Origin of the sequence: Paenibacillus sp. XY044 (assembly GCF_002257645.1) — a bacterium.
In the GTDB taxonomy this organism is placed as follows: Bacteria; Bacillota; Bacilli; order Paenibacillales; family Paenibacillaceae; genus Paenibacillus_AQ.
Map to the genome: position 1 here is coordinate 230,074 of NZ_NQMO01000010.1, position 20,888 is coordinate 250,961.

General features: G+C 52.9%; 25 protein-coding genes and 1 other annotated feature. All 25 genes read left to right on the forward strand.

Going from position 1 to position 20,888, the window contains the following annotated elements:
- The first annotated feature begins 126 nt into the window (after window positions 1-126).
- Window positions 127-1,428: an SPOR domain-containing protein gene (locus tag CJP46_RS30575; RefSeq protein ID WP_094599404.1), complete on the forward strand. Its 1,302-nt coding sequence runs from the start codon at window positions 127-129 to the stop codon at window positions 1,426-1,428.
- A gap of 117 nt (window positions 1,429-1,545) precedes the next feature.
- Entirely contained in the window at window positions 1,546-1,788 is a 243-nt protein-coding gene (locus tag CJP46_RS30580) for a DUF4321 domain-containing protein (RefSeq protein WP_076174380.1), read from the forward strand.
- 26 nt (window positions 1,789-1,814) lie between these two features.
- The gene (locus tag CJP46_RS30585) at window positions 1,815-2,417 is read left to right on the forward strand and encodes a Maf family protein (RefSeq protein ID WP_094599405.1); all 603 of its coding nucleotides are present in this window, start codon (window positions 1,815-1,817) and stop codon (window positions 2,415-2,417) included.
- A gap of 44 nt (window positions 2,418-2,461) precedes the next feature.
- Window positions 2,462-3,151: a RadC family protein gene (gene radC, locus CJP46_RS30590; RefSeq protein ID WP_094599406.1), complete on the forward strand. Its 690-nt coding sequence runs from the start codon at window positions 2,462-2,464 to the stop codon at window positions 3,149-3,151.
- Window positions 3,152-3,190: 39 nt separating this feature from the next.
- A complete protein-coding gene (locus tag CJP46_RS30595) occupies window positions 3,191-4,225 on the forward strand; it encodes a rod shape-determining protein (protein ID WP_076174388.1) in 1,035 nt (344 codons plus the stop codon).
- Between the two features lie 55 nt (window positions 4,226-4,280).
- Window positions 4,281-5,153, forward strand: a complete 873-nt coding sequence (gene mreC / locus CJP46_RS30600; RefSeq protein WP_094599407.1) for a rod shape-determining protein MreC — start codon at window positions 4,281-4,283, stop codon at window positions 5,151-5,153.
- On the forward strand, window positions 5,153-5,680 hold the full coding sequence (gene mreD, locus CJP46_RS30605; RefSeq protein WP_094599408.1) for a rod shape-determining protein MreD: 528 nt from the start codon (window positions 5,153-5,155) through the stop codon (window positions 5,678-5,680). The genes mreC and mreD overlap by 1 nt, the downstream gene beginning before the upstream one ends.
- A gap of 78 nt (window positions 5,681-5,758) precedes the next feature.
- Window positions 5,759-6,421 carry a septum site-determining protein MinC gene (gene minC / locus CJP46_RS30610; protein ID WP_094599409.1) on the forward strand — a complete coding sequence of 221 codons (663 nt, stop codon included), beginning with the start codon at window positions 5,759-5,761 and terminating at the stop codon, window positions 6,419-6,421.
- A 3-nt stretch (window positions 6,422-6,424) separates the two neighbouring features.
- Window positions 6,425-7,219: a septum site-determining protein MinD gene (minD, locus tag CJP46_RS30615; RefSeq protein ID WP_094599410.1), complete on the forward strand. Its 795-nt coding sequence runs from the start codon at window positions 6,425-6,427 to the stop codon at window positions 7,217-7,219.
- Window positions 7,220-7,438: 219 nt separating this feature from the next.
- Window positions 7,439-7,954, forward strand: coding sequence for a DUF2179 domain-containing protein (locus CJP46_RS30620; RefSeq protein ID WP_094599411.1), 516 nt, complete (start codon window positions 7,439-7,441; stop codon window positions 7,952-7,954).
- Between the two features lie 537 nt (window positions 7,955-8,491).
- Entirely contained in the window at window positions 8,492-9,661 is a 1,170-nt protein-coding gene (locus tag CJP46_RS30625) for an ABC transporter ATP-binding protein (protein WP_094599412.1), read from the forward strand.
- Complete coding sequence (locus CJP46_RS30630; protein WP_094599413.1) at window positions 9,658-10,317, forward strand: ABC transporter permease; 660 nt, start codon at window positions 9,658-9,660, stop codon at window positions 10,315-10,317. The genes CJP46_RS30625 and CJP46_RS30630 overlap by 4 nt, the downstream gene beginning before the upstream one ends.
- 41 nt (window positions 10,318-10,358) lie before the next feature.
- Entirely contained in the window at window positions 10,359-11,261 is a 903-nt protein-coding gene (locus tag CJP46_RS30635; RefSeq protein ID WP_094599414.1) for a glycine betaine ABC transporter substrate-binding protein, read from the forward strand.
- Between the two features lie 12 nt (window positions 11,262-11,273).
- Entirely contained in the window at window positions 11,274-11,972 is a 699-nt protein-coding gene (locus CJP46_RS30640) for an ABC transporter permease (RefSeq protein ID WP_094599415.1), read from the forward strand.
- A 157-nt stretch (window positions 11,973-12,129) separates the two neighbouring features.
- Window positions 12,130-12,276: a hypothetical protein gene (locus tag CJP46_RS36725; protein ID WP_179281394.1), complete on the forward strand. Its 147-nt coding sequence runs from the start codon at window positions 12,130-12,132 to the stop codon at window positions 12,274-12,276.
- A 66-nt stretch (window positions 12,277-12,342) separates the two neighbouring features.
- Window positions 12,343-13,206 (forward strand): M23 family metallopeptidase, encoded by an 864-nt coding sequence (locus CJP46_RS30645; RefSeq protein ID WP_256992608.1) that lies wholly within the window; start codon window positions 12,343-12,345, stop codon window positions 13,204-13,206.
- The gene (locus tag CJP46_RS30650; protein WP_094599417.1) at window positions 13,199-14,062 is read left to right on the forward strand and encodes a M50 family metallopeptidase; all 864 of its coding nucleotides are present in this window, start codon (window positions 13,199-13,201) and stop codon (window positions 14,060-14,062) included. Before CJP46_RS30645 ends, CJP46_RS30650 begins: the two co-directional genes overlap by 8 nt.
- A gap of 127 nt (window positions 14,063-14,189) precedes the next feature.
- Window positions 14,190-15,434 (forward strand): Rne/Rng family ribonuclease, encoded by a 1,245-nt coding sequence (locus CJP46_RS30655; RefSeq protein WP_094599418.1) that lies wholly within the window; start codon window positions 14,190-14,192, stop codon window positions 15,432-15,434.
- A gap of 58 nt (window positions 15,435-15,492) precedes the next feature.
- Window positions 15,493-15,579: a sequence feature (ribosomal protein L21 leader region), on the forward strand.
- A gap of 13 nt (window positions 15,580-15,592) precedes the next feature.
- Window positions 15,593-15,904 (forward strand): 50S ribosomal protein L21, encoded by a 312-nt coding sequence (gene rplU, locus CJP46_RS30660; RefSeq protein WP_094599419.1) that lies wholly within the window; start codon window positions 15,593-15,595, stop codon window positions 15,902-15,904.
- A 13-nt stretch (window positions 15,905-15,917) separates the two neighbouring features.
- The gene (locus CJP46_RS30665; protein WP_076174419.1) at window positions 15,918-16,250 is read left to right on the forward strand and encodes a ribosomal-processing cysteine protease Prp; all 333 of its coding nucleotides are present in this window, start codon (window positions 15,918-15,920) and stop codon (window positions 16,248-16,250) included.
- A 17-nt stretch (window positions 16,251-16,267) separates the two neighbouring features.
- On the forward strand, window positions 16,268-16,579 hold the full coding sequence (rpmA, locus tag CJP46_RS30670) for a 50S ribosomal protein L27 (RefSeq protein WP_076174421.1): 312 nt from the start codon (window positions 16,268-16,270) through the stop codon (window positions 16,577-16,579).
- 241 nt (window positions 16,580-16,820) lie between these two features.
- Complete coding sequence (locus CJP46_RS30675; RefSeq protein ID WP_094599420.1) at window positions 16,821-17,561, forward strand: Spo0B domain-containing protein; 741 nt, start codon at window positions 16,821-16,823, stop codon at window positions 17,559-17,561.
- 13 nt (window positions 17,562-17,574) lie between these two features.
- A complete protein-coding gene (gene obgE / locus CJP46_RS30680; protein ID WP_094599421.1) occupies window positions 17,575-18,885 on the forward strand; it encodes a GTPase ObgE in 1,311 nt (436 codons plus the stop codon).
- A 208-nt stretch (window positions 18,886-19,093) separates the two neighbouring features.
- Window positions 19,094-19,531, forward strand: coding sequence for an ACT domain-containing protein (locus CJP46_RS30685; RefSeq protein WP_076174428.1), 438 nt, complete (start codon window positions 19,094-19,096; stop codon window positions 19,529-19,531).
- Window positions 19,532-19,595: 64 nt separating this feature from the next.
- The gene (locus tag CJP46_RS30690; RefSeq protein WP_094599422.1) at window positions 19,596-20,882 is read left to right on the forward strand and encodes a homoserine dehydrogenase; all 1,287 of its coding nucleotides are present in this window, start codon (window positions 19,596-19,598) and stop codon (window positions 20,880-20,882) included.
- Window positions 20,883-20,888: the final 6 nt, after the last annotated feature.

The following is a 20,888-nucleotide window of genomic DNA, read 5'->3' on the forward strand; positions in this document are numbered from 1 at the left end:
AATTCCCTGAATCCGAAAGGGAGTTACGGTTTTTTGCTCTTGTCATTTTCGTGGGACAATCAAACATAACTCCTGGAAATCTATCATATATACATAGTAGATAAGACAAGGGTGAGGTGTTTGGGTGTGAACAAGGCGAGAATGACTTTCCGGTTTGATGAAGAACAAGGGCGCCAGCTTGAAGATAAGAACGACCGCGGGCAGTTGACGGTTGCGGGACCGGCTGCGGAGAGCCCTGCGTGGGCGGAAGATCGTTATTCCGGAAACAACCGCCGCGATTTGGAAACGAAACGTACCCCCATATCGGCTGTGCCTGCGTCGATGCAGGGATGGGGTGACCCGTTCAACAGGGAAGACAGCTGGGAACGCCTGGAGGAGAGGATGGGTTACAGAATCCCGGAGCGGGTAGAGGATCCTCATGAGCATGAATCCGATGCGGACGGGCCTGATAGCCGTGTTCCAGACAGCCCCGATACTTGGGACTCAGACAGTGCCTATGAACGGTACACGGACAGGGAGGGTTATGATGTCTACGATGACATGGACAACGGTCCCGCTGATGCGAGAACCGGGCCGGTCATCGAGGAATATTCCTACCGGCCGCATCGGCCGGGGTCGTTGTGGAAGGTGATTGGAACGGTGACTGGGGCGATCGTCACTGGAGCGTTGTTCGGTTTGGTGGTGCTCTCCTTTTTCAAGGACGGGTCCGCGGGGATGGATCAGAGTGGAAATCAAGGGAACCAGGGTGCTGTTAGTACTACTGTGCAGGCCGCTGATGACCAAGCTTCCGTCCCGGCGGTCGCTGTCGAGGTAGGACCTCAAACCTACTATATGCTGCAGTACGGCGTATTCAGCACCGCCGATCGGGTTCAGCAAGCGAAGGATGAGCTGGAGCGGTACGGCATCGCCGCAGGAAACGACCCGGATGAGGAGAACCGGGTATATGCCGGCATGTCCACGGATCGGGAACAGGCCAAGCTGCTCAGCAATCAGCTGAAGGTACAGGGAGTTGAGCTGTATGTGCGGGAAGTGGATCTTCCGGCTGCAACCTCCCTGCATTTTAACGGGGATGCGAAGGCCGTCAACCAATACTTCCAAGTGAGCGCGGACCTGGTTGCGCTGCTGAGCCAAACGTCGGCTAGCCTTTTAGGGAAGGATATTCCGCAGAAAATCGGTGCCGAGGATATGAGCCGTCTGACCGATCTGCATCAGCAGTGGACAGAGGCGGCGAAGCCGTTCCAGGCCGGTCTGGGCGCGGATCAGCAGGAGATGGGCAAGCAGCTGGAGCAGGCGATGAACAGTTCGCTTTCATCCGTAGAGGAGTACAACAAAAATACGGCCAAGGGGCATCTATGGGAAATCCAGTCCCGGATGATGGAATTCATCATGCTGCAGAAGCAGCTTGTCGCCTCCCTGGAAAAAGCATAAACTCGAAGATCCGGCGTGGAAATGGAAATACTTCCCCATGCCGGATTTGTGTTTGTATTGACGTCCAAATAACCGTATAATAATGTGGGTGTCAAATTATGGCGAGGGAAGAGAAGAATGAAGAAGAATGTTGGAATATTACTGTTGTTTCTGCTGCTTGGCTGGCTGGCGGGAGCATGGATAGCCAAAGCGCTGGAGCCTGTACAAGCTCTTTCTTTTCTAACCGCATCCACGATGATCAAATGGTCACCGCAAGCTAATTTGGACATTATCAGTTACGACATTACCATTCAAATGAAACTAAGCCTGCTGAGTTTGATCGGCATCATTGTCTCCGTGTGGCTGTATCGCAGGCTTTAACTACCGGACAAAAGGAGATCCTTTCATTGAAATCAAACCATTCACGCCGCATTATTCTGGCATCAACTTCACCAAGAAGGCAGGAGCTGATCGCTTCTCTACATATTCCGTTTGAGATCCGTCCCAGTCATGCTGAAGAACATACACCCGAAGATTGGACACCGCAGCAGGTCGTGGAAGGACTGGCATTACGCAAAGCGGAAGCCGTCTATGCCTCGCTTCACGGTCAGAAGGAGGATGCCGTAATCGTCGGTAGTGACACGGTTGTTGTGTTGGACAATCAGGTGCTGGGCAAGCCGGTGGACAAGCAGGATGCGGTTCGTATGCTGACATCGCTCCAAGGCCGGACCCACGAGGTATATACGGGAGTCGCCGTCATCGACGTTATGAACGGCAAGACGATGGTGCGCCATCGGGTAACGTCGGTGACGATGAAGCCGCTCACCGAGCGCCAGGTAGAGGCTTACGCCATAAGCGGAGAGCCTGATGACAAAGCCGGTGCATATGCGATCCAGGGACTCGGGTCAACGATCGTCGAACGGATCGAAGGATGCTATTTTAACGTGGTCGGACTGCCGCTGTCCCTGCTTTCGGACATGCTGGGCGAGTTCGGAATCGACGTTTTGTAAAAATTTGCGGATGTTATTTGAATGAAGGGAAAGAAGGGGAACCCATGGAGTCGCAAACTTATCTGCTGCGCGACATCCCCCATGAAGAACGGCCTAGAGAACGCATGCTTGAATATGGGGCGAGTGCTTTAAGCCATGCCGAACTGCTTGCTATTTTGCTTCGAACGGGAACCCGCCAGGAGTCGGCCGTACATTTGGCCCAGCGGATACTGAAGCAAGTCGGCAGTTTACGAAATCTGGTCGACCTGAGCGTTGAAGAGCTGATGTCCATTCGGGGCATCGGCAGCGCGAAGGCACTGCAGCTCAAGGCTGGAATCGAGCTTGGACAGCGCTTATCCAAAGCGCGCAAAGAGGAGCCCGTTACGATACGGAGTCCGAAGGATGCTGCGAACGTGCTGTCAGAGCAGCTGCGGTATTTACAGAAGGAACATTTTGTCTGTCTGTTTTTGAATACGAAAAATCACATTATTGCTCAAGAGACGCTTTCGATCGGCAGTCTAAACGCCTCCATCGTGCACCCCCGCGAGGTGTTTCGTGCAGCCATTAAGTGCAGCAGCGCATCCGTCGTCTGTGCACACAATCATCCCAGTGGAGATCCCACCCCCAGTCCAGAAGATATTTCCCTGACCGCCCGCTTGAAGGAGGCAGGGGACATTGTGGGCATAGAGGTGTTGGATCATTTGATCATCGGCGATGGAGGATACGTCAGTTTGAAGGAGCAAGGCTTGATGTAATATAATAGTTGAGATTGACGAAGAAAGGGAGATTACAGCATGTTAGGGAGCTTCACGAAAGATTTGGGTATTGACTTGGGGACGGCGAATACGCTCGTTTATGTCCGTGGAAAAGGAATTGTCGTTAGAGAGCCCTCGGTAGTCGCTTTGCGCACCGATACGAAGAGCATTGAAGCCGTTGGTGAATCCGCCAAGAAAATGATCGGCCGCACGCCGGGAAATATCCGTGCCATCCGTCCGATGAAGGACGGGGTCATTGCGGATTTTGACACGACGGCCACCATGATTAAATATTTTATCCGTCAGGCGCAGAAGCAGCGCTCCATGTTCCAGCGCCATCCAAACGTGATGGTTTGCGTACCTTCGGGCATCACTGCGGTAGAGCAGCGGGCGGTTGAAGATGCCACGAAGCAGGCGGGTGCGCGTGAGGCTTACACAATCGAAGAGCCGTTTGCGGCAGCCATCGGCGCGGACCTCCCGGTATGGGAGCCGACAGGCAGCATGGTTGTTGACATCGGCGGGGGCACGACCGAAGTTGCGGTCATTTCCCTGGGCGGTATCGTCACGAGCCGTTCGGTGAGAGTGGCCGGCGACGAAATGGACGAATCAATCATTCAATACATTAAACGCCAATACAATCTAATGATCGGGGAACGGACGTCAGAGCAGCTCAAGATGGAAGTGGGCTCTGCGCTGCCGCTGGAGCAAGTGGAAACGAGCGAAATCCGCGGTCGCGACCTCGTAACCGGTTTGCCGAAGACGATCACCATCACATCCGACGAGATCAGTGAAGCTCTGTCTGACACGGTTAATGCGATCGTTGAAGCGGTGAAGGTCACGCTGGAGAAATGTCCACCAGAACTTGCCGCCGACATTATGGACCGCGGTATCGTCCTGACCGGAGGCGGAGCCCTGCTGCGCAATTTGGACAAGCTGCTGGCACAAGAAACAGGCATGCCGGTCATCGTGGCGGACAATCCGCTGGACTGCGTTGCCATCGGTACAGGCAAGGCGCTCGAGAACATTCATCTATTCAAATCCCGCAGCAGTTCGGCCGTGCGTTCCAAACGCTAGGCGGTTATAAAGCGGGTCACCCCTGATCATGGGAGAGAAATCAGTAAGTTAGAGGGTGTTAGAACTGTTTAAACTGCTCGGTAATAAGCGATTGTTTGTCATACTGATTGGTTTGGTTATGTTTATTGCGCTCATGGGATTTACGTTGGGGCCCCGGGCCTCGTTATCCTGGCCCGAGAAGTTTCTGAGGGATACTGTCGGATTTGCCCAAAATATTTTTTATAAGCCCGCTGGTTACATAGCGGGCTTGTTTAAAGATATTGCCAACATGCGGGACATTTACAAAGAAAACGAGGAGCTCAAGATTGCTCTTGCCCATTATACGCGCGATAAGGTCAAATATAATCTTATGGAAGAGGAAAATAAGAACCTGGAAGAAAAGCTGCATTTTACGAATGCCCAGAAAGAGCGGAACAATTATACTTATCATATTACCCAGGTTGTTAGCGTCAACTCGGATACGGTAAACCGCTCCTTGATCATAGATCTGGGCGAGCGGGACGGCATAAAGGTCGGCCAGTCGGTCATTTCGAGCGAGGGCCTTGTCGGAGTGATCAGCCATGTCAGCAACTTTACGTCGACCGTCAAGCTGATTACGACGATGGATGAGAAAGACCCGAATTCCAACGGCATTTCGGCGACGTCGCTGAACAATCATAAGGTATTCGGAATTATTGAGAGTTATGACGAGGTCAGCAAGACCCTGCAGATGACCCAGATCAAGGAGAATGATCCGATCAAGGAAGGAGACACTATCGTTTCCTCAGGAGATCCGAGTAAGTATCCGCAAGGTCTGATTATCGGCAAAGTCACCAAGGTCCAGGTCAGTCCGTTCGGGAAGACGAAGACGGCTACGATTGATCCTGCGGCGGAGTTCCAGGATTGGAAGCTGCTCTTCGTCGTATCGCAACCGGAGGTACCGCAATAATGGTACGCAAGCAAGTGTTGATCCTGCTGCTGTTCGTCCTTTTTATTCTGGAAGGCACGATCGTTCCGTGGCTGCTGCCGGGCTCCTGGCAGAACGTCATTTCGCCGAATCTGGTTCTGATCGTCCTGTTATTTGTTTCGGTATACCATCATCGCCACACCGCCCTCGTTCTCGGGATTATATTCGGTATGCTGCATGACGTTATCTTTTACGGAGATATGATTGGCACGTACTCCTTTGTTATGGGGGTTACGGCTTATATTATGGGCTTTATTTTTCGGATGCCGCGTGCCCAAATGCCGGTCATGATGACGGTCATCATTTTGGGGAGCCTGCTGTTTGACAGCTTGCTGTACGGGATTTACCGGGTGTTCTCGCTCACGGCCGTTCCGTATAACTGGAACCTGCTGCACCATATTCTGCCCGATCTGGTCGTTCATTTTGTTTTCGGGTTAATCATTTATGTTCCGCTGCGCAAGCAGCTCGAGAAGCTTGGTAAACGCACAAAAATGGAAAAGGCGGCGTAAACCGCCCTTACATTTTGCAAAATCAGGCAGGAACTTATGCACCCAGGGACGAAATGTATAGAGATAGGAGGGACAGGCATGGCAGTCAAATCGAATCATGTTACGATTAAGGGCATCAAAGATGGCCTGGTTTTCCTGCTCGATGACGAATGTGAATTTGAGGAGCTGCTGGGTGAGCTGAGGTACAAGCTGGAGCACACTCATCAAAATATTTTGACCGGACCGATTATTCATGTGGATGTAAAGCTTGGTTCAAGACGTATATCGGAAGACCAGAAACAATCCATGCTGGACATCTTGAAGCAAAAGGGGAATTTGCTGATCCGTTCTGTGGAGATGCCTGAGGGGGAAGACGAACCAGGAGAAGAGCCGGCCTATGCAGTCATGAGCGGAATGGTCCGATCGGGCCAGGTGCTGCAGCATCACGGCGACCTGCTTTTCTTGGGGGACGTGAACCCCGGCGGAAGCATTCTGTGCACGGGTGATATTTATATACTGGGTGCTCTGCGTGGAATGGCCCATGCCGGCGTTGAGGGAAATGAGGAAGCGATCATTGCGGCATCCCATTTTGCCCCCACCCAGCTCCGGATTGCCGAGAGAATCAGCCGGCCTCCGGACGAATGGAACATTCGGGAGACGAGCATGGAATTTGCGTTTTTGCGCGACGGAGCCATGCAAATCGATAAAATTAGCAATATTGTCCGGATACGGCGGGATTTTAACGTGTTTAAAGGGGTGTAACACATGGGAGAAGCTATCGTCGTTACTTCCGGTAAAGGCGGTGTGGGCAAAACGACTACATCGGCGAACATCGGAACCGCGCTTGCGCTGCTTGGCAAAAAAGTGTGCCTGGTCGATACCGATATCGGCCTGCGCAATTTGGACGTCGTGATGGGCCTGGAGAACCGGATCATCTACGATTTATGCGATGTGGCGGAAGGGCGCTGCCGATTGAACCAGGCGCTGGTGAAAGATAAGCGCTTTGACGAGCTGTATATGCTTCCGGCCGCCCAAACCAAGGACAAAAACGCGGTGTCGCCGGAACAGGTCAAGGATATTATTCTTGAACTGAAGAAAGAGTACGAATATGTCATTATCGACTGTCCTGCCGGCATTGAGCAGGGATTTAAAAACGCGGTTGCCGGAGCGGACAAGGCGATCGTCGTCACCACGCCGGAGAACGCCGCCGTTCGCGACGCGGACCGCATTATCGGTCTATTGGAGAGCTCATCAGTGGAGTCGCCCAAGCTTGTCGTGAACCGGATTCGGCCGAATATGGTCAAGTCCGGAGACATGCTCGACATTGAGGATGTGCTTCAGGTGCTTAATATCGATCTGATCGGTATCGTGCCCGATGACGAATACGTCATCAAGGCGGCCAACAGCGGGGAGCCCACGGTGATGAACCCGGAATCTCGGGCTGCGATCGCATACCGCAACATCGCGCGGCGCATCCTTGGAGATACGGTGCCGCTGATGCAGCTGGATCAGAAGAAGAGCATGTTTACCCGTTTCAAAAAGCTGTTCGGAATGGGTTGACCGGATTCTTTTATATCATGATTACTCTTATAGAAAAGGGATGAAGCCACTTGGCTCCATCCCTTTTTTTGCTGTGCTAAACTCCGCATGAACTCTTCCAAATCTCCTTCATCAATAAGTGCATTCCTATCCTCCTTCCATCCCGGGGTGAATAGAGGCTTGGCGAATTGGGTTAAGTTACTACAAAGACAACCTGAGAATAGACAAGGGGTGCTTATCATGCTCGGAATACTGATTTTTATTTTCGTCATCCAAATCGTGTACGTCTCTTTCTTTACGCTGCGCATGATCCTGACGTTGAAAGGCCAAAAATATTTGGCCGCGGTGCTCAGCATGTTTGAAATTACGATTTATGTGCTCGGGCTCAGCATCGTGCTCAAGTATGTCAATCAGCCGCTCTCCCTGATCGTGTATGCCGTGGGCTATGGTCTCGGCGTTCTGGTCGGCTCCTGGATCGAAAACCGGATTGCGCTCGGTTACATTACGATGAAGGTCATCGTCAATGATCCCGAAAGCGATATGGCCAACACGCTGCGCAATATCGGGTATGGCGTCACCTCCTGGATCGGCAGCGGCCGCGACGGCCATCGTCTGGTCTTCGAAGTGCTGGCCAAACGTAAAAACCAGAAGAAGCTCTACAACTCCATACTAGAGCTTGACCCGAAGGCATTCATTGTCGTCACCGAGCCAGTCATGCTGCACGGAGGATTCTGGACCCGAGGGACGAAAAAATAACGCCGGCAGGCGTTTCATGCCGCATCAGGATGGCTGCCATGCCGGCTGAATTTTCTTTTTTTTAAAAAAAAGCCCCCTGCCTGTTTCATTTTGCAGCAAATTGGGTAATAAACTAAAACCTGCTGTGAGCCAGCCAGGCAGGAGGTCCCAAATTCTTACTTGGAACCGGATCCACAGTCGCATTTCGTTATTCTTCCGTCCAGGTCCAAAGGAGTTAGGCTTGTCTGTTTTACGTTTTGGCATGTCTGTTGATCTCGAGAATCTTAAAATGAACGATGCCTAGCTTCAGCGATCGTTACAGATGGCGACGTTCATTCAGGATGATTTTTTTCCTTTTATATCCCCGTAAGGAAAACCGCTTCTCCACTACATAACAGGCCCCTGAGCCTCTCTATGAAACAAGCTCAGATACTTGATGATTAAAGCCATGTTTGATGGACCTGACCCCATTCGGGTACCAAGTCTTTATACCGGATGGCGGATGATATGCGAAATGCTCCACATACTATGAATACTGCTGGCTAAAGGAGCGATTGAATGATTGTATTGGATCATGTAAACAAAGTGTACGATGACGGGTTTCAAGCCCTCAAGGACATCAACCTGGAGTTTAAAAAAGGTGAAATCACAGTCTTGATCGGCCCCAGCGGATGCGGCAAATCGACGACCATGAAGCTGATCAATGCCCTGAACACCCCTTCCTCCGGAAAAGTCCTCATCGACGGAAAAGACATATCCGGACTCAACCCGGTGGAACTGCGCCGGAACATCGGTTATGTCATTCAAAGCGTAGGTTTGTTCCCCCATATGAATATCGGCAAAAACGTGGCAGTCGTCCCTCACTTGAAAAAATGGGATAAAGAGAAAACCGACCGGAAAGTGAATGAACTCCTCGACATGGTGGGGCTCGACCATACCATTTACCGGAACCGTTATCCTTCCGAGCTCAGCGGCGGGCAGCAGCAGCGGGTCGGGGTCATCCGGGCGCTGGCGGCGGATCAGGATATTATCCTGATGGACGAGCCGTTTTCGGCGCTGGACCCGATCAGCAGGGAGCAGCTGCAGGATGAGCTCATCCGGCTGCAGCAGGAGCTGAACAAAACGATCATTTTCGTAACGCATGATATGGACGAAGCGATCAAAATCGCGGACACGATCGTGTTGATGAAGGACGGGCAAATTGTGCAAACCGGGAAGCCCGAGGCTATCCTGCGCCATCCGGCGAATGATTTCGTCCGTAACTTTATCGGCCAGAAACGGCTGCAGAGCGAGAATGAACTCTCCTATGAAATTCCTCTCGTCGACGACGTCATGATTACGAATCCCGTGACGGCTTTCCCGAACCGCGGTTTGGCTGAAGCGATCAAAATGATGGAGTCCAAGCGCGTAGACTCCCTGTTTATCGTGGACCGGAACAAGCAGCTGCAGGGCGCGGTCTCCATCTACCGGGTGCTCGATATGTACGGGGAAGAAGGCAAAACGGTTGCCGACGTTATGGTCCCAGTCCGCTTTTCGGTAGCTTCAGGGAGCACGCTGCCTCAGGCGATCGAGCTCATGGATAGCCATCAGCTGAGCAATGTGCCCGTGGTCGACGACAATAACCGGTTCTTGGGGCTGGTGACCCGGGGCAGCGTCGTCAAGCATCTGGCCGAAGTTTATCCGAACCTGGCCCCTCCGCAGCCTGTCGGAGAGGGGGAGCCGGTGTGAACGAATTTTGGAGTTTTATCACCGAAAGGTACCCGGACATCCTACTGGCACTCCGGCAGCATCTGACCATCTCTTTTTCCGCGGTCATTCTGGGGACGATTGTGGCGGTCCCGATCGGAATCTTGTTGGTATACAACCGGGTCGGATGGATCAACAGTGTAGTGTTTTTTATCGCCAACCTGTTTCAGACGGTCCCGAGCTTGGCGCTGCTGGCCATTCTGATCCCGCTGCTCGGCATCGGCGTGAAGCCGGCCATTTTGGCGCTGCTGCTGTACTCCCTCATGCCGATTCTGCGGAACACTTACGACGGATTTCAATCGGTGGATAAAGGCGTGCTGAATTCCGCGAAAGGAATGGGATACAGTGCGGCCCAGGCGATTCTGAAAATCCAGCTTCCCTTATCGCTTCCTTATATCATGTCTGGCATACGGATTACGACGGTATACATCATCAGCTGGGCGACGCTCGCTTCGCTGATCGGGGCCGGTGGACTCGGACAGCTGATCGTTTCGGGTCTTGGCGTCAACAAGCCGGAAATGATCTTTATCGGCGGCATCGGTGCGGTTGTGCTGGCTCTGGTGGCCGACGGCCTGCTGGGCCTGCTGGAAGGCTGGCTGACGCGGCGCTACCGTCAAACCCGGAGTGCTGCCGTATGACAAGGCTGACGAAGCCCTTTAGACTGATCCGAGGAGGCGTGATGAAACTGAAAACGTTCAAATTGTCGTTATTTTTATGCTGTGCCATCCTTCTGACAGGCATCACCTCGGCCTGCGGGATCCAGCAGGATGTGGTCATCGGAACCCAAACCTATACCGAAACGAAAATTTTGGCCGAAATGTACAAGGCCTTGATCGAAGATAAAACCAACGTCAGCGTCGACATTATTCCGGACCTGGCCTCAAGCTCGATCGTCATCAATTCGATGAAAAGAAACGACATCCAAATGTCCACGCTATATACGGGCGAAATTTTCAACAACCATTTTCCGATCAGCGAAACCAAGGACCGGGCGAAGGTACTCGAAGAAGCCAAGACCGGCTTTGACAAGTATTTTCATTTCAGCTGGTTGGACCCGTTAGGTTTTGAAAATACGTATGCTTTTACGGTCCGTAAGGATCTCGCCAATTCGAAGGGCTACCAAACGATTTCGGATGTCAAAAAAGATATGGCGTCCATGAAGCTCGGCGTGGACACGACGTGGCTGGAACGGCAAGCGGACGGCTACCCGGCCTTTTCCAAGGCGTACGGCATTAAGTTCGGGCAGGTATTCCCCATGGAGATCAGCCTCGTGTACAGTGCGGTAGCGAACCGTCAGGTCGATATCGTGCTGGCCTATTCCACGGATTCACGCTTGAAAGCCTACCAGCTGCAGACGCTGAAGGACGACAAGCAGTTCTTCCCTCCGTACGATGCGAGTCCGGTCATCCGGACGGACATTCTCCAAAAGCATCCTGAAATCAAAGACGCCATTGCTCCGTTGATCGGGCATATCGATGCCGACACGATGATTTCGCTGAACTATCAGGTGGATATCGAGAAGAAAAGCGAGCGGGAAGTCGCGATTGCCTATTTGAAGGAGAAAGGTTTGATCAAGAGCTAGAGGAGGTTTAGCATGGACGAGAAAAAGCTAACGTTTATGGATTTCGTATCTTATGTCTCGCGAAACAGCGGGTTATTATGGGAGTATTTCATCCAGCATATTTTGATGGTGGTGATCGGGCTGGGGCTTGCGATCGTCATCGGGGTACCGCTTGGTATTTTGTGTTCCAGAAGCCGCTGGGCGGCGAAGGTCATTCTGTTCATCACGAACATTTTGCAGGTCATCCCCAGCCTGGCGATGCTGGTCATCCTGATGCTGTGGCTCGGCCTGGGCATGAAAACAGTAATGGTCGGTTTGTTCCTGTATTCGCTCAACCCGATTGTCCGCAATACGTACGTCGGGCTCAAGCAGGTGGATCCGAGCTACATGGAATCCGGCAGGGGCATCGGCATGAGTCCGTTTCAGCTGCTCTATAAAGTCCGGTTCCCTCTGGCGCTGACCTACCTGATGTCAGGGATCCGCATCGCCGCCGTCATTGCCATCGGTGTCGTGACGATTGCGCCTCTGGTCGGAGGCAGCGGACTGGGGCGGGAGATTTACGCGGGCCTGAACAGCAACAACTCGCTGCGGATTTTTGCCGGAGCCATCCCCGCGGCCCTGCTGGCGATCGTGGCCGACATCGTGCTGGGCGCCCTGCAGAAGAAGCTGGACCTGAGCAAAAGGAAGTCATCGAGCGCCGCCCCGGTGCCGCCTAAGATCCAGAAGGTGTGACGAACCCGTAGAATGCTGAGGACAGGAGTAAGTCCAGTTTTAACTTGGTCGCAAAACAAAGCAGCCTTGGGATGATTCCCGGGGCTGCTTTTTTGTAGTTATAACTCTGTGGGTAGGTGATGGAGCCGTCCCTACGGCTTAGCAGGGGGGGATATTATTGCAGCAAATTACCGATATCCTGCGCACGAAGATCTTTTCACCGATATTCGTACTGCCCAAGCGTTTCCTGCTTCCCGGGCCGACCTATTGCGCCATGACTGCTCCTGTATATGGGCATGTACTCTACATCCAAGGCTTGTTCTAAAAACGGGACTTTCCCTCATAAACTGGTATAAAACAAGCCTCGAAAAGGGGATGAGCACAAGTGGACATGAAATCTTCCATCAAACAGCGGAGAGAAGAACGGATCCGCGATCTGCTGACCAAAGACGATTTGTCAAAAACGATGCCGATCCAGCCGCAGTCGCAGTCGGAGTCAATGCCCATGCGGGACGAGACCGGGCTGTGGAACCGGGGCAGACTGGCCGAAAGCTACGTACCCGAGCCCGATCCGGAAAAGCAGTGGAAAAAGGAACGATATCAGGCCGGCGGCCCCTTTCATAGAAAGCACCATTTTGTTTCCGGTTTCATGTGGCGCCTGTTTTTCAGCGCGATTGTGTTTGCGGGGGTGTGGAGCGTGTTCCATTTTCCGATCAACCAGCCATGGAGCGGGAAAGTACAAAGCTTTGTCGTTCAATCGCTGAACCGGGAAATGGACTTTCAGGCTGCGGAAGCATGGTATGAAACGTATTTCGGGAAGGCGCCTTCTTTTATCCCTATCTTCAAACAGGATCCGGTGTCCCCGCTGAAAGTCGATGCGTCCAAATCGATGGTACCCCCGATCGAAGGTAAAATCGTTCAGGCTTTCGCCGTTAATCTGAAAGGTGTGGAAATTGCTCCGGATCAGGTTTCAAGCACGGCGCTTCAGGTGAAAAGTGTAGAAACAGGCCGCGTCATGGAAGTGACCGATTCGCCGGAAACCGGAGTCTCGGTGACCATCCAGCACTCCGGCGGCCTGGTTGCGACATACAGCCATTTGCAGGAAACGCAATTACAGAAGAATGATTGGGTCGAGGCCGGGGATCCGGTCGGGTCGCTCGGTTCTGGAAATGATGGTGAAACGCCGACCCTTTTCTTTGCGGTCAAAGAAGGGGGCCATTATGTGGATCCGGCCGATGTGATCCCGATTGATTAACGTTCGCGGAATGACCTTGTCGCTGCACCCGTTTTTCGTGATCCTGATGCTGTTTTCGGTCATTACCGGGCATTTTCTCGAACTTATTACCCTGTTTGCGATCGTATTCATTCATGAGCTGGGACATGCCGGGGCCGCGCTGATGTACGGCGTCCGCATCCGCTCCATTCAGTTTCTCCCGTTCGGCGGGGTGGTGGAAATCGAAGATCAGGGCAAGCTGACCGCGTGGAAGGAAATCGTCATCGCGGCCGCGGGACCTTTGCAGAACGGAATCATGATCCTATTCGCGCTGCTCCTCCGTCTGGCAGGCTGGGGAGATGGCGCCTTTCTGTCTTATGTAATTTATGGCAATGCGATGATTGCATTGTTTAATCTGCTGCCGATTTTACCCCTTGACGGAGGGAAAATATTACAGTCCGCAGCCAGCTTGTTTTTCCCTTATCACCGTACGCTGCTCTGGTCCTCAAGGATCAGTGTTGGGGCGAGTGCGATCGTCATTTTATACGCGCTGGTACCGCTTTTTCAAGGGAAGGGCAGCGTTCAGCTGAACCTGCTGTTGATCGGTATTTTTCTTCTGTACTCGAACTGGGTCGATTACCGGAACCTGCCCTACCGATTTACAAGATTTCTCATGCACCGGGAATCGATGTACGGCCGCTCCAGAGCGGATGGGGGACTCGCGCAGCCCATCGTTGCCGATCCGGCGAAACATTTGGACAGCATCCTGCGTCTATTAAAAAGAGAGAAATACCATCTTATTTATGTGATGAACGAGCGGGGCAATATCATTGCCGTGCTTCCCGAGCAGCGCATTATTTCTGCTTATTTTGCGACAGATCGTACTTCGTGGATATAAATACGCAAGGAACAACGAACGTGAAAAAGGTGTGAATGCGGGCTGCTCCTAACTTAGGGATGGAGCTAATTTAAAGGAGATTTCATGGTACAATGAAAAGGATATGTCTTCTGGCAGGGGTGAAGCCATGAAACAAATGATCGTTCACGTCGAACCGAAGCTGACTCAGATGGCGCTCTTGGAGGAAGGCAAGCTGGTGGAATTCGCTGCCGAGCGGAGCCAGGGGCACAGTCTGGTCGGGAGCTTTTACAAAGGGCGTGTCGTCAACGTATTGCCCGGCATGCAGGCCGCGTTTGTAGATATCGGCCAGAAAAAAAACGCCTTTTTATACGTGGATGACGTGCTGCATCCACATCTGGAGAAGCAGCCGAAGGACAAGCCGAATATCGAATCGCTGCTGCGCGTCGGGCAGGAAATCGTCGTTCAGGTGATGAAGGAGCCGCTTGGCGGCAAAGGGCCGAGGGTGACGACGCATTATTCGCTTCCGGGCAGATGGATCGTATATATGCCGCATGCGGATTACGTGGCCGTCTCCAAGAAGGTCTACCGTGAGCATGACCGGAACCGGCTTAAAGTGCTGGGCGATTCCATCCGGAGGAACGGAGAGGGTGTCATCATGCGGACCGTCTCCGAGGATGAGCATCCGGATGCCATCGAAGGGGATTTGAGCGCGCTGCGGGAACAGTGGCGAAGCATTCAGGAGAAGGCCGATGCCTGCACGGCACCGTCCCTGCTGCACCGGGATCTCAGCATCGTGCAGCGGTTTATCCGCGACGTGTTCGATCCGGGGCAGGACGAGCTCTGGATTGACGGCAGGCCGGAGGCGAGAGAGGCCGAGCTGTTTCTGGAGGAGATTGCCCACGGCGGACACCGGCCCGTTCAAATGCACCAGGGCAAAGAGCATATCTTTAAGGCCCATGGCGTTCAAGAGCAGCTGGAGCGGGATTTTGCGCGCAGGGTGACGCTGGAAAGCGGAGGCACGATCGTGCTGGACCAGACCGAGGCGCTGACGGTCGTCGATGTCAATACGGCTAAATATACCGGCGGCGGTAATTTGGAAGAGACGGTCACGAAGACCAACCTGCAGGCGGCCGAAGAAATCGCCCGACTGATCCGTCTTCGCGACATCGGCGGCATCATTATCGTCGATTTTATCGATATGGAAGAGGAGAAAAACCGGCAGGAGGTCGTCAACCGGCTGGAGGCGGGCATGAGCCGGGACCGAACCAAAAGCCATGTCGTCGGGTGGAGCAAGCTCGGGCTGCTGGAGCTTACCCGCAAGAAAGTCAGGGAGGACACGGTAGTCATGTTTTCCAAACCATGCGAAGCATGCGGCGGGACGGGAAAAATAAACCTTCTGAGCGCGCATTGACGTATGATGCACGGATATGTTAATATCTATGAGTATGTGTCCAGTATTTATTGCTTGTCACATGCTGTAACCGCTCCGGTCGGGTTTACAAGTGCCGCTGTTTAAGACGGCAGGCCACCTGGATTAGGCGAGTCTGAGACATGAGGAGGTGCAAGCAAATGTACGCAATTATCGAGACAGGCGGTAAACAATACAAAGTTCAAGAGGGCGACGTATTGTTCATCGAGAAGCTGAATGCAGCCGATGGTGAAAGTGTTACTTTCGACCGTGTATTGGCCGTATCCGGTGACAACGGTCTGGTGGCAGGAACACCAGTCGTATCCGGCGCATCCGTAACCGCTAAAGTTGAGAAGCATGGTAAGGGCCAGAAGGTTGTTGTATACAAATACAAACCTAAGAAGAACTACCACAAGAAGCAAGGTCATCGTCAGCCATACACAAAAGTTACGATCGAGAAGATCCAAGCGTAAGAAGGTGCGCTAATTGATTAACGTACGAATATTACGCCGGGAAGACGGCAAGATTCGTGGCTTTGAAGTGAAGGGGCATGCGAATTACGCGAAGGCCGGAGAAGACATCGTATGCGCCGGGGTATCAGCGGTCACGGTGGGAACGGTCAATTCGGTAGAAGCATTAACCGGAACGGTCATGGACAGCAGAATGAACAACGGTTTTCTGAGCGCCGACGTTCCTTCGATGGAGGAATCAGGCGTACACGAACAGGTTCAGTTGCTGCTGGAATCGATGGTGGTTATGCTGAATTCTATAGCAGAATCATACGGAAAGTATATTCAAATACAAGAAGTACATTACTAACAGAAGGAGGAGACAACATGTTAAAGCTGAATCTTCAATTGTTCGCTTCGAAAAAAGGTGTTGGTTCCACAAAGAACGGACGCGACAGCCAAGCGAAACGTCTCGGCGTTAAGCGTGCTGACGGCCAAACCGTTACTGGCGGAAGCATCTTGGTTCGCCAACGCGGAACGAAAATTCATCCTGGTACGAACGTGGGCATCGGCAAAGACGACACTCTTTTTGCTAAAGTGGACGGCGTTGTGAAATTCGAACGTTGGGGCCGCGATCGCAAGAAAGTGAGCGTTTATCCTGTGGATGTCGCTCCTGTAGCGGCAGCAGTAGAAGCTTAATTGTCTGCGAACGCAGAATGAACAAGAAGCCTCCGGCAATGCTTGCCGGGGGCTCTTTTTGAATTAAAGCATATTCTTGGGCGCGCCCCTGCAAAGTACTTGAATATGTATCGGAGCAAAAGCCCCACTTCGTGGGGTTATTTTGTAGGCCATGTATTAATGATGAACATAACTGGACAAATATGGTATACTGGGCAATGATGTTAACAATCTCATGTGTGGGATGGGGACGGGGAGTGCTATGAAATTTGGGAAGAGCATAATGGCCGCTGCGGTCATTTCAATCGTTATTCCGTTAGTATTTATATATCGGGGCGGCTCATTGATTTGGTACATGATCCTTCCGCTGTGGATATTAGCGGTGCTTTCCCTCGGATATGCGCTGATTCGCCGGAGCACATTGCATCATCATGATGCCGTGATCCGCAGCCTCGAGCAGACGGCCATCCGGACGCTCAACCATCACCGCCATGATTGGATGAACGATTTGCAAATTTTGTATGGTTATATCAAGCTCGGGAAAAGTGATAAAGCGGTTCAGTGTGTGGAAAGAATAAAGGAACAGATGGCTGTCGAAAGCAAAATTGCCAAGCTGGGTATTCCTTCGCTTATTTTCTATCTTCAGTCTTTTCGCAGCACCAACAGCAATTTGGAACTGGACGTTCATGTGGATGATCAGATCACGCTGATCAATAACCTCAGCCAGGAAGAAGGGGCGAACCTGGCCGTGGCTGTCATCCAGACGATCCGGGCGTATCAATACAGCGGCAAGTCATCGCGGGGCGAGTCCCGCAAACTGCTCCTGAGCCTTCATGAGGAAGGCTCCGAGCTGATCGTGAGATTTGATGAAGAAGGGTCCCACGGGGATCCGGAACTGCTTCGGCAGCAAATATATAATGTGGTACAAGGCAAGAAAATGAAAGCAGAGCAGATCGATCCGACTCAGGCTTCATTTGAATTGCGCGTGCCGTGTGGAGCATGAGGAAGGTGAAGTCATGTTTGTAGATAAAGCGAAAGTCTATGTCAAAGGCGGCGACGGGGGTGACGGTCTGGTGGCTTTCCGCCGGGAGAAGTACGTTCCGGAAGGCGGGCCGGCCGGTGGTGACGGCGGCAATGGCGGAGATGTCATCTTCCGTGTGGACGAAGGTCTGCGCACGCTGATGGATTTCAGATACCAGCGCCATTTCAAAGCCAAACGCGGCGAGAAGGGCCGCAATAAGAGCCAGCATGGCGCAGGGGCGGAGGACATGATCGTCCGCATCCCGCCAGGAACTGTGCTGATTGACGATGATACGGGCGAAGTTATTGCCGATTTGACGCGTCACGGACAACAGGTCGTCGTTGCCAAGGGCGGCCGCGGCGGACGTGGCAACATCCGTTTTGCCACCCCGAACAACCCGGCTCCCGAACTCGCCGAGCACGGGGAGGAAGGCCAGGAACGGTATGTGGTGATGGAGCTTAAGGTAATGGCTGACGTCGGTCTGGTCGGCTTCCCGAGTGTAGGGAAGTCCACGCTGCTGTCGGTCGTTTCCGGCGCCAGACCGAAGATCGGGGCGTACCACTTTACGACGATTACGCCGAACCTCGGTGTCGTGGGCATCGGCGAAGGCCGAAGCTTCGTAATGGCAGACCTGCCGGGGTTGATTGAGGGTGCCCATGAAGGGGTTGGCCTCGGGCACGAGTTTCTTCGCCACGTGGAGCGGACCCGTGTCATTATCCATGTTGTGGATATGGCGGGATCCGAGGGCCGGGATCCCTACGAGGATTGGGTCAAGATCAACGACGAGCTGAAGCTGTACAACGCGAACCTGGCCGAGCGGCCGCAGATTGTGGCAGCGAACAAAATGGATATGCCGGAATCGGAAGACAACCTGGCCGAATTCCGTGAAAAGGTCGGCAAGGACAGACCTGACCTGGAGATTATGCCGATCTCCTCGCTGACAAGACAGGGCGTTCAGGACCTGCTGTACCGGGCCGCGGATCTGCTGGATCAGATTCCCGTGGAGGCGGAGCTGGAAGAGGTGCCTGAAATCGCCGAGAGAAAGGTGTACAAGCTGGATAAGACCGAGGATAACTCATTCACGATTACGAGAGACAATGAGGCTTATGTGGTCCACAGCGTCAAGATTGAGCGCCTGCTCAAACGCATGCAGATGAATTCGCATGAAGCCATTCTGAAGCTTGCGCGGACGATGCGCCATATGGGGATCGACGATGAGCTTCGCAAACGTGGTGCCGTCGAGGGCACGATTGTGAGGATCGCCGATTTTGAATTCGAGTTTGTAGAAGGCAGCAGCTACTATTAAAAATACAGGAACCGGGCATCGTATATTTCGTATACGGCGTCCGGTTTTTTTGTTGCGCTGATCTTCTATTTCTGACATTTTACGTTACATTACGGGCATTTTTTTGTATGATGGAGATTAAAAAGGCGTCGGACTATTGACCGTCAGGCAAGGGTTCCTTTATAATGTCCACTATATGAATACATCAGTCTTTGAGGAGAGGACGTTCGTGAAAGAACGCTATTATTTGGTCCGGGAAGACATTTTGCCGGAAGCCGTTGTCAAGACGATGCAGGTGAAACAGCTGCTTGCTGCCGGGGATGCGAAGACGGTTCATGAAGCCGTGGAACAAGTGGGCCTGAGCCGCAGCGCTTTTTATAAATACAAAGACGGAATCCACCTGATCAACCAGTTGGAGCGCGAGCGGATCGTGACGATTTCCATCGATATGGAGCACCGGGCCGGCATGCTGTCGAAAGTGCTGAGCACGGTGGCCGGTTATGGCGGAAACGTACTGACGATCCACCAGAGTATTCCTTTGCAGGGGATGGCGAATGTGGTGATATCCGTCGAAGTGACGCGGCTTGGCGACGAGCTTGGGGACATGCTGGAAGGCATGCGTGACGTAGCGGGAGTCAAACGGGCGAATTTGATCGGACAGGGGTAAGTCCGCGGGCCAATTGCCACTGAAGACAGAGAACGTTATTTGGAGATTCACGGGAGGTATGAGAATGAAGCCGGTTAAAGTTGGATTATTGGGTCTGGGTACGGTCGGTACGGGGGTCGTCAGGATCGTGGAAGGCCATCAGGAGGATTTGAGCAGCCAGGTGGGCTCTCCGGTCGTCATCGAAAGGATTGCGGTGAAGAACTCCGGGAAAACGCGCAGCGTAGCCGTTGATCAAGGCAAATTGACGGAAGATCCATGGGATGTCATCCGTGACCCGGAAATCGACGTCATCGTCGAAGTGATGGGCGGCATAGATGAGACCAAGACCTACATTTTGGAGGCGTTGGAGCGCGGAAAGCATATCGTCACGGCCAACAAGGACCTGATGGCGCTGCACGGAGCGGAGATTTTGGCCAAGGCTCAGGAGAAGCAGTGCGATGTCTTCTACGAGGCGAGTGTGGCGGGGGGCATTCCGATCATCCGCACGCTGATCGAAGGCTTTTCTTCGGACCGCATTTTGAAGATTATGGGGATCGTGAACGGCACGACCAACTATATTCTGAGCAAAATGAGCCAGGAAGGCGCGTCCTATGAGGATGTGCTGGAGGAAGCGCAAAAACTGGGCTATGCTGAAGCCGACCCGACCTCTGATGTCGAAGGATTGGACGCCGCCCGCAAGATGGCGATTCTGGGCACGCTCGGCTTCCGCTCCAACATCGAGCTGAAGGACGTCAGCGTGCGCGGCATCTCGCAGGTGACCAAGGAAGACATTACGTATGCCAAACGTCTTGGCTACGAAATGAAGCTGCTTGGCATTGCCGACCGGCAGGATGACCAGTTCAGCATCAGCGTCCAGCCGACAATGGTGCGCAAGGGTCACCCGATCGCCTCCGTGAACGGCGTTTTCAATGCCGTGTACGTGTACGGTGAAGCGGTCGGCGAGACGATGTTCTACGGCGCCGGCGCCGGCGAAATGCCGACGGCTACCTCTGTTGTGGCTGACCTGATGGCCGTCATCAAGAACCTTAAACTGGGCGTCAACGGCCTGAAAGCGATCGTTCCTTACAAGCCGAAGAAGCTGAAGACCGATGATCAGATCAGCTACAAGAACTTTATCTTGCTGCATGTAGACGATAAAGCCGGTGTTCTGGCCAGAATTACGCAGGTGTTCGCCGAATTCGGGGTCAGCCTCGAATCCGTCGTACAGCAGCCGAACGAACTGAATCCGGAAGCGGAAATTATCATCGTGACTCATCAAGCCAACAAGGCGAGCATGGATAAGGTGCTGCAGCATTTTGAAGGACTGGACGTCATTCGCAGAATCAAGAGCGTATACCGGGTTGAGGGGTAACCCCGC

Coding starts and splice junctions, on each gene's coding strand:
- CJP46_RS30580 (WP_076174380.1), top strand. CDS start 1,546: ATGAAGAAGAATGTTGGAATATTACTGTTGTTTCTGCTGCTTGGCTGG.
- radC (WP_094599406.1), top strand. CDS start 2,462: ATGGAGTCGCAAACTTATCTGCTGCGCGACATCCCCCATGAAGAACGG.
- CJP46_RS30595 (WP_076174388.1), top strand. CDS start 3,191: ATGTTAGGGAGCTTCACGAAAGATTTGGGTATTGACTTGGGGACGGCG.
- mreD (WP_094599408.1), top strand. CDS start 5,153: ATGGTACGCAAGCAAGTGTTGATCCTGCTGCTGTTCGTCCTTTTTATT.
- minC (WP_094599409.1), top strand. CDS start 5,759: ATGGCAGTCAAATCGAATCATGTTACGATTAAGGGCATCAAAGATGGC.
- minD (WP_094599410.1), top strand. CDS start 6,425: ATGGGAGAAGCTATCGTCGTTACTTCCGGTAAAGGCGGTGTGGGCAAA.
- CJP46_RS30620 (WP_094599411.1), top strand. CDS start 7,439: ATGCTCGGAATACTGATTTTTATTTTCGTCATCCAAATCGTGTACGTC.
- CJP46_RS30625 (WP_094599412.1), top strand. CDS start 8,492: ATGATTGTATTGGATCATGTAAACAAAGTGTACGATGACGGGTTTCAA.
- CJP46_RS30635 (WP_094599414.1), top strand. CDS start 10,359: ATGAAACTGAAAACGTTCAAATTGTCGTTATTTTTATGCTGTGCCATC.
- CJP46_RS30640 (WP_094599415.1), top strand. CDS start 11,274: ATGGACGAGAAAAAGCTAACGTTTATGGATTTCGTATCTTATGTCTCG.
- CJP46_RS30645 (WP_256992608.1), top strand. CDS start 12,343: ATGAAATCTTCCATCAAACAGCGGAGAGAAGAACGGATCCGCGATCTG.
- CJP46_RS30655 (WP_094599418.1), top strand. CDS start 14,190: ATGAAACAAATGATCGTTCACGTCGAACCGAAGCTGACTCAGATGGCG.
- rplU (WP_094599419.1), top strand. CDS start 15,593: ATGTACGCAATTATCGAGACAGGCGGTAAACAATACAAAGTTCAAGAG.
- rpmA (WP_076174421.1), top strand. CDS start 16,268: ATGTTAAAGCTGAATCTTCAATTGTTCGCTTCGAAAAAAGGTGTTGGT.
- CJP46_RS30675 (WP_094599420.1), top strand. CDS start 16,821: ATGAAATTTGGGAAGAGCATAATGGCCGCTGCGGTCATTTCAATCGTT.
- obgE (WP_094599421.1), top strand. CDS start 17,575: ATGTTTGTAGATAAAGCGAAAGTCTATGTCAAAGGCGGCGACGGGGGT.
- CJP46_RS30690 (WP_094599422.1), top strand. CDS start 19,596: ATGAAGCCGGTTAAAGTTGGATTATTGGGTCTGGGTACGGTCGGTACG.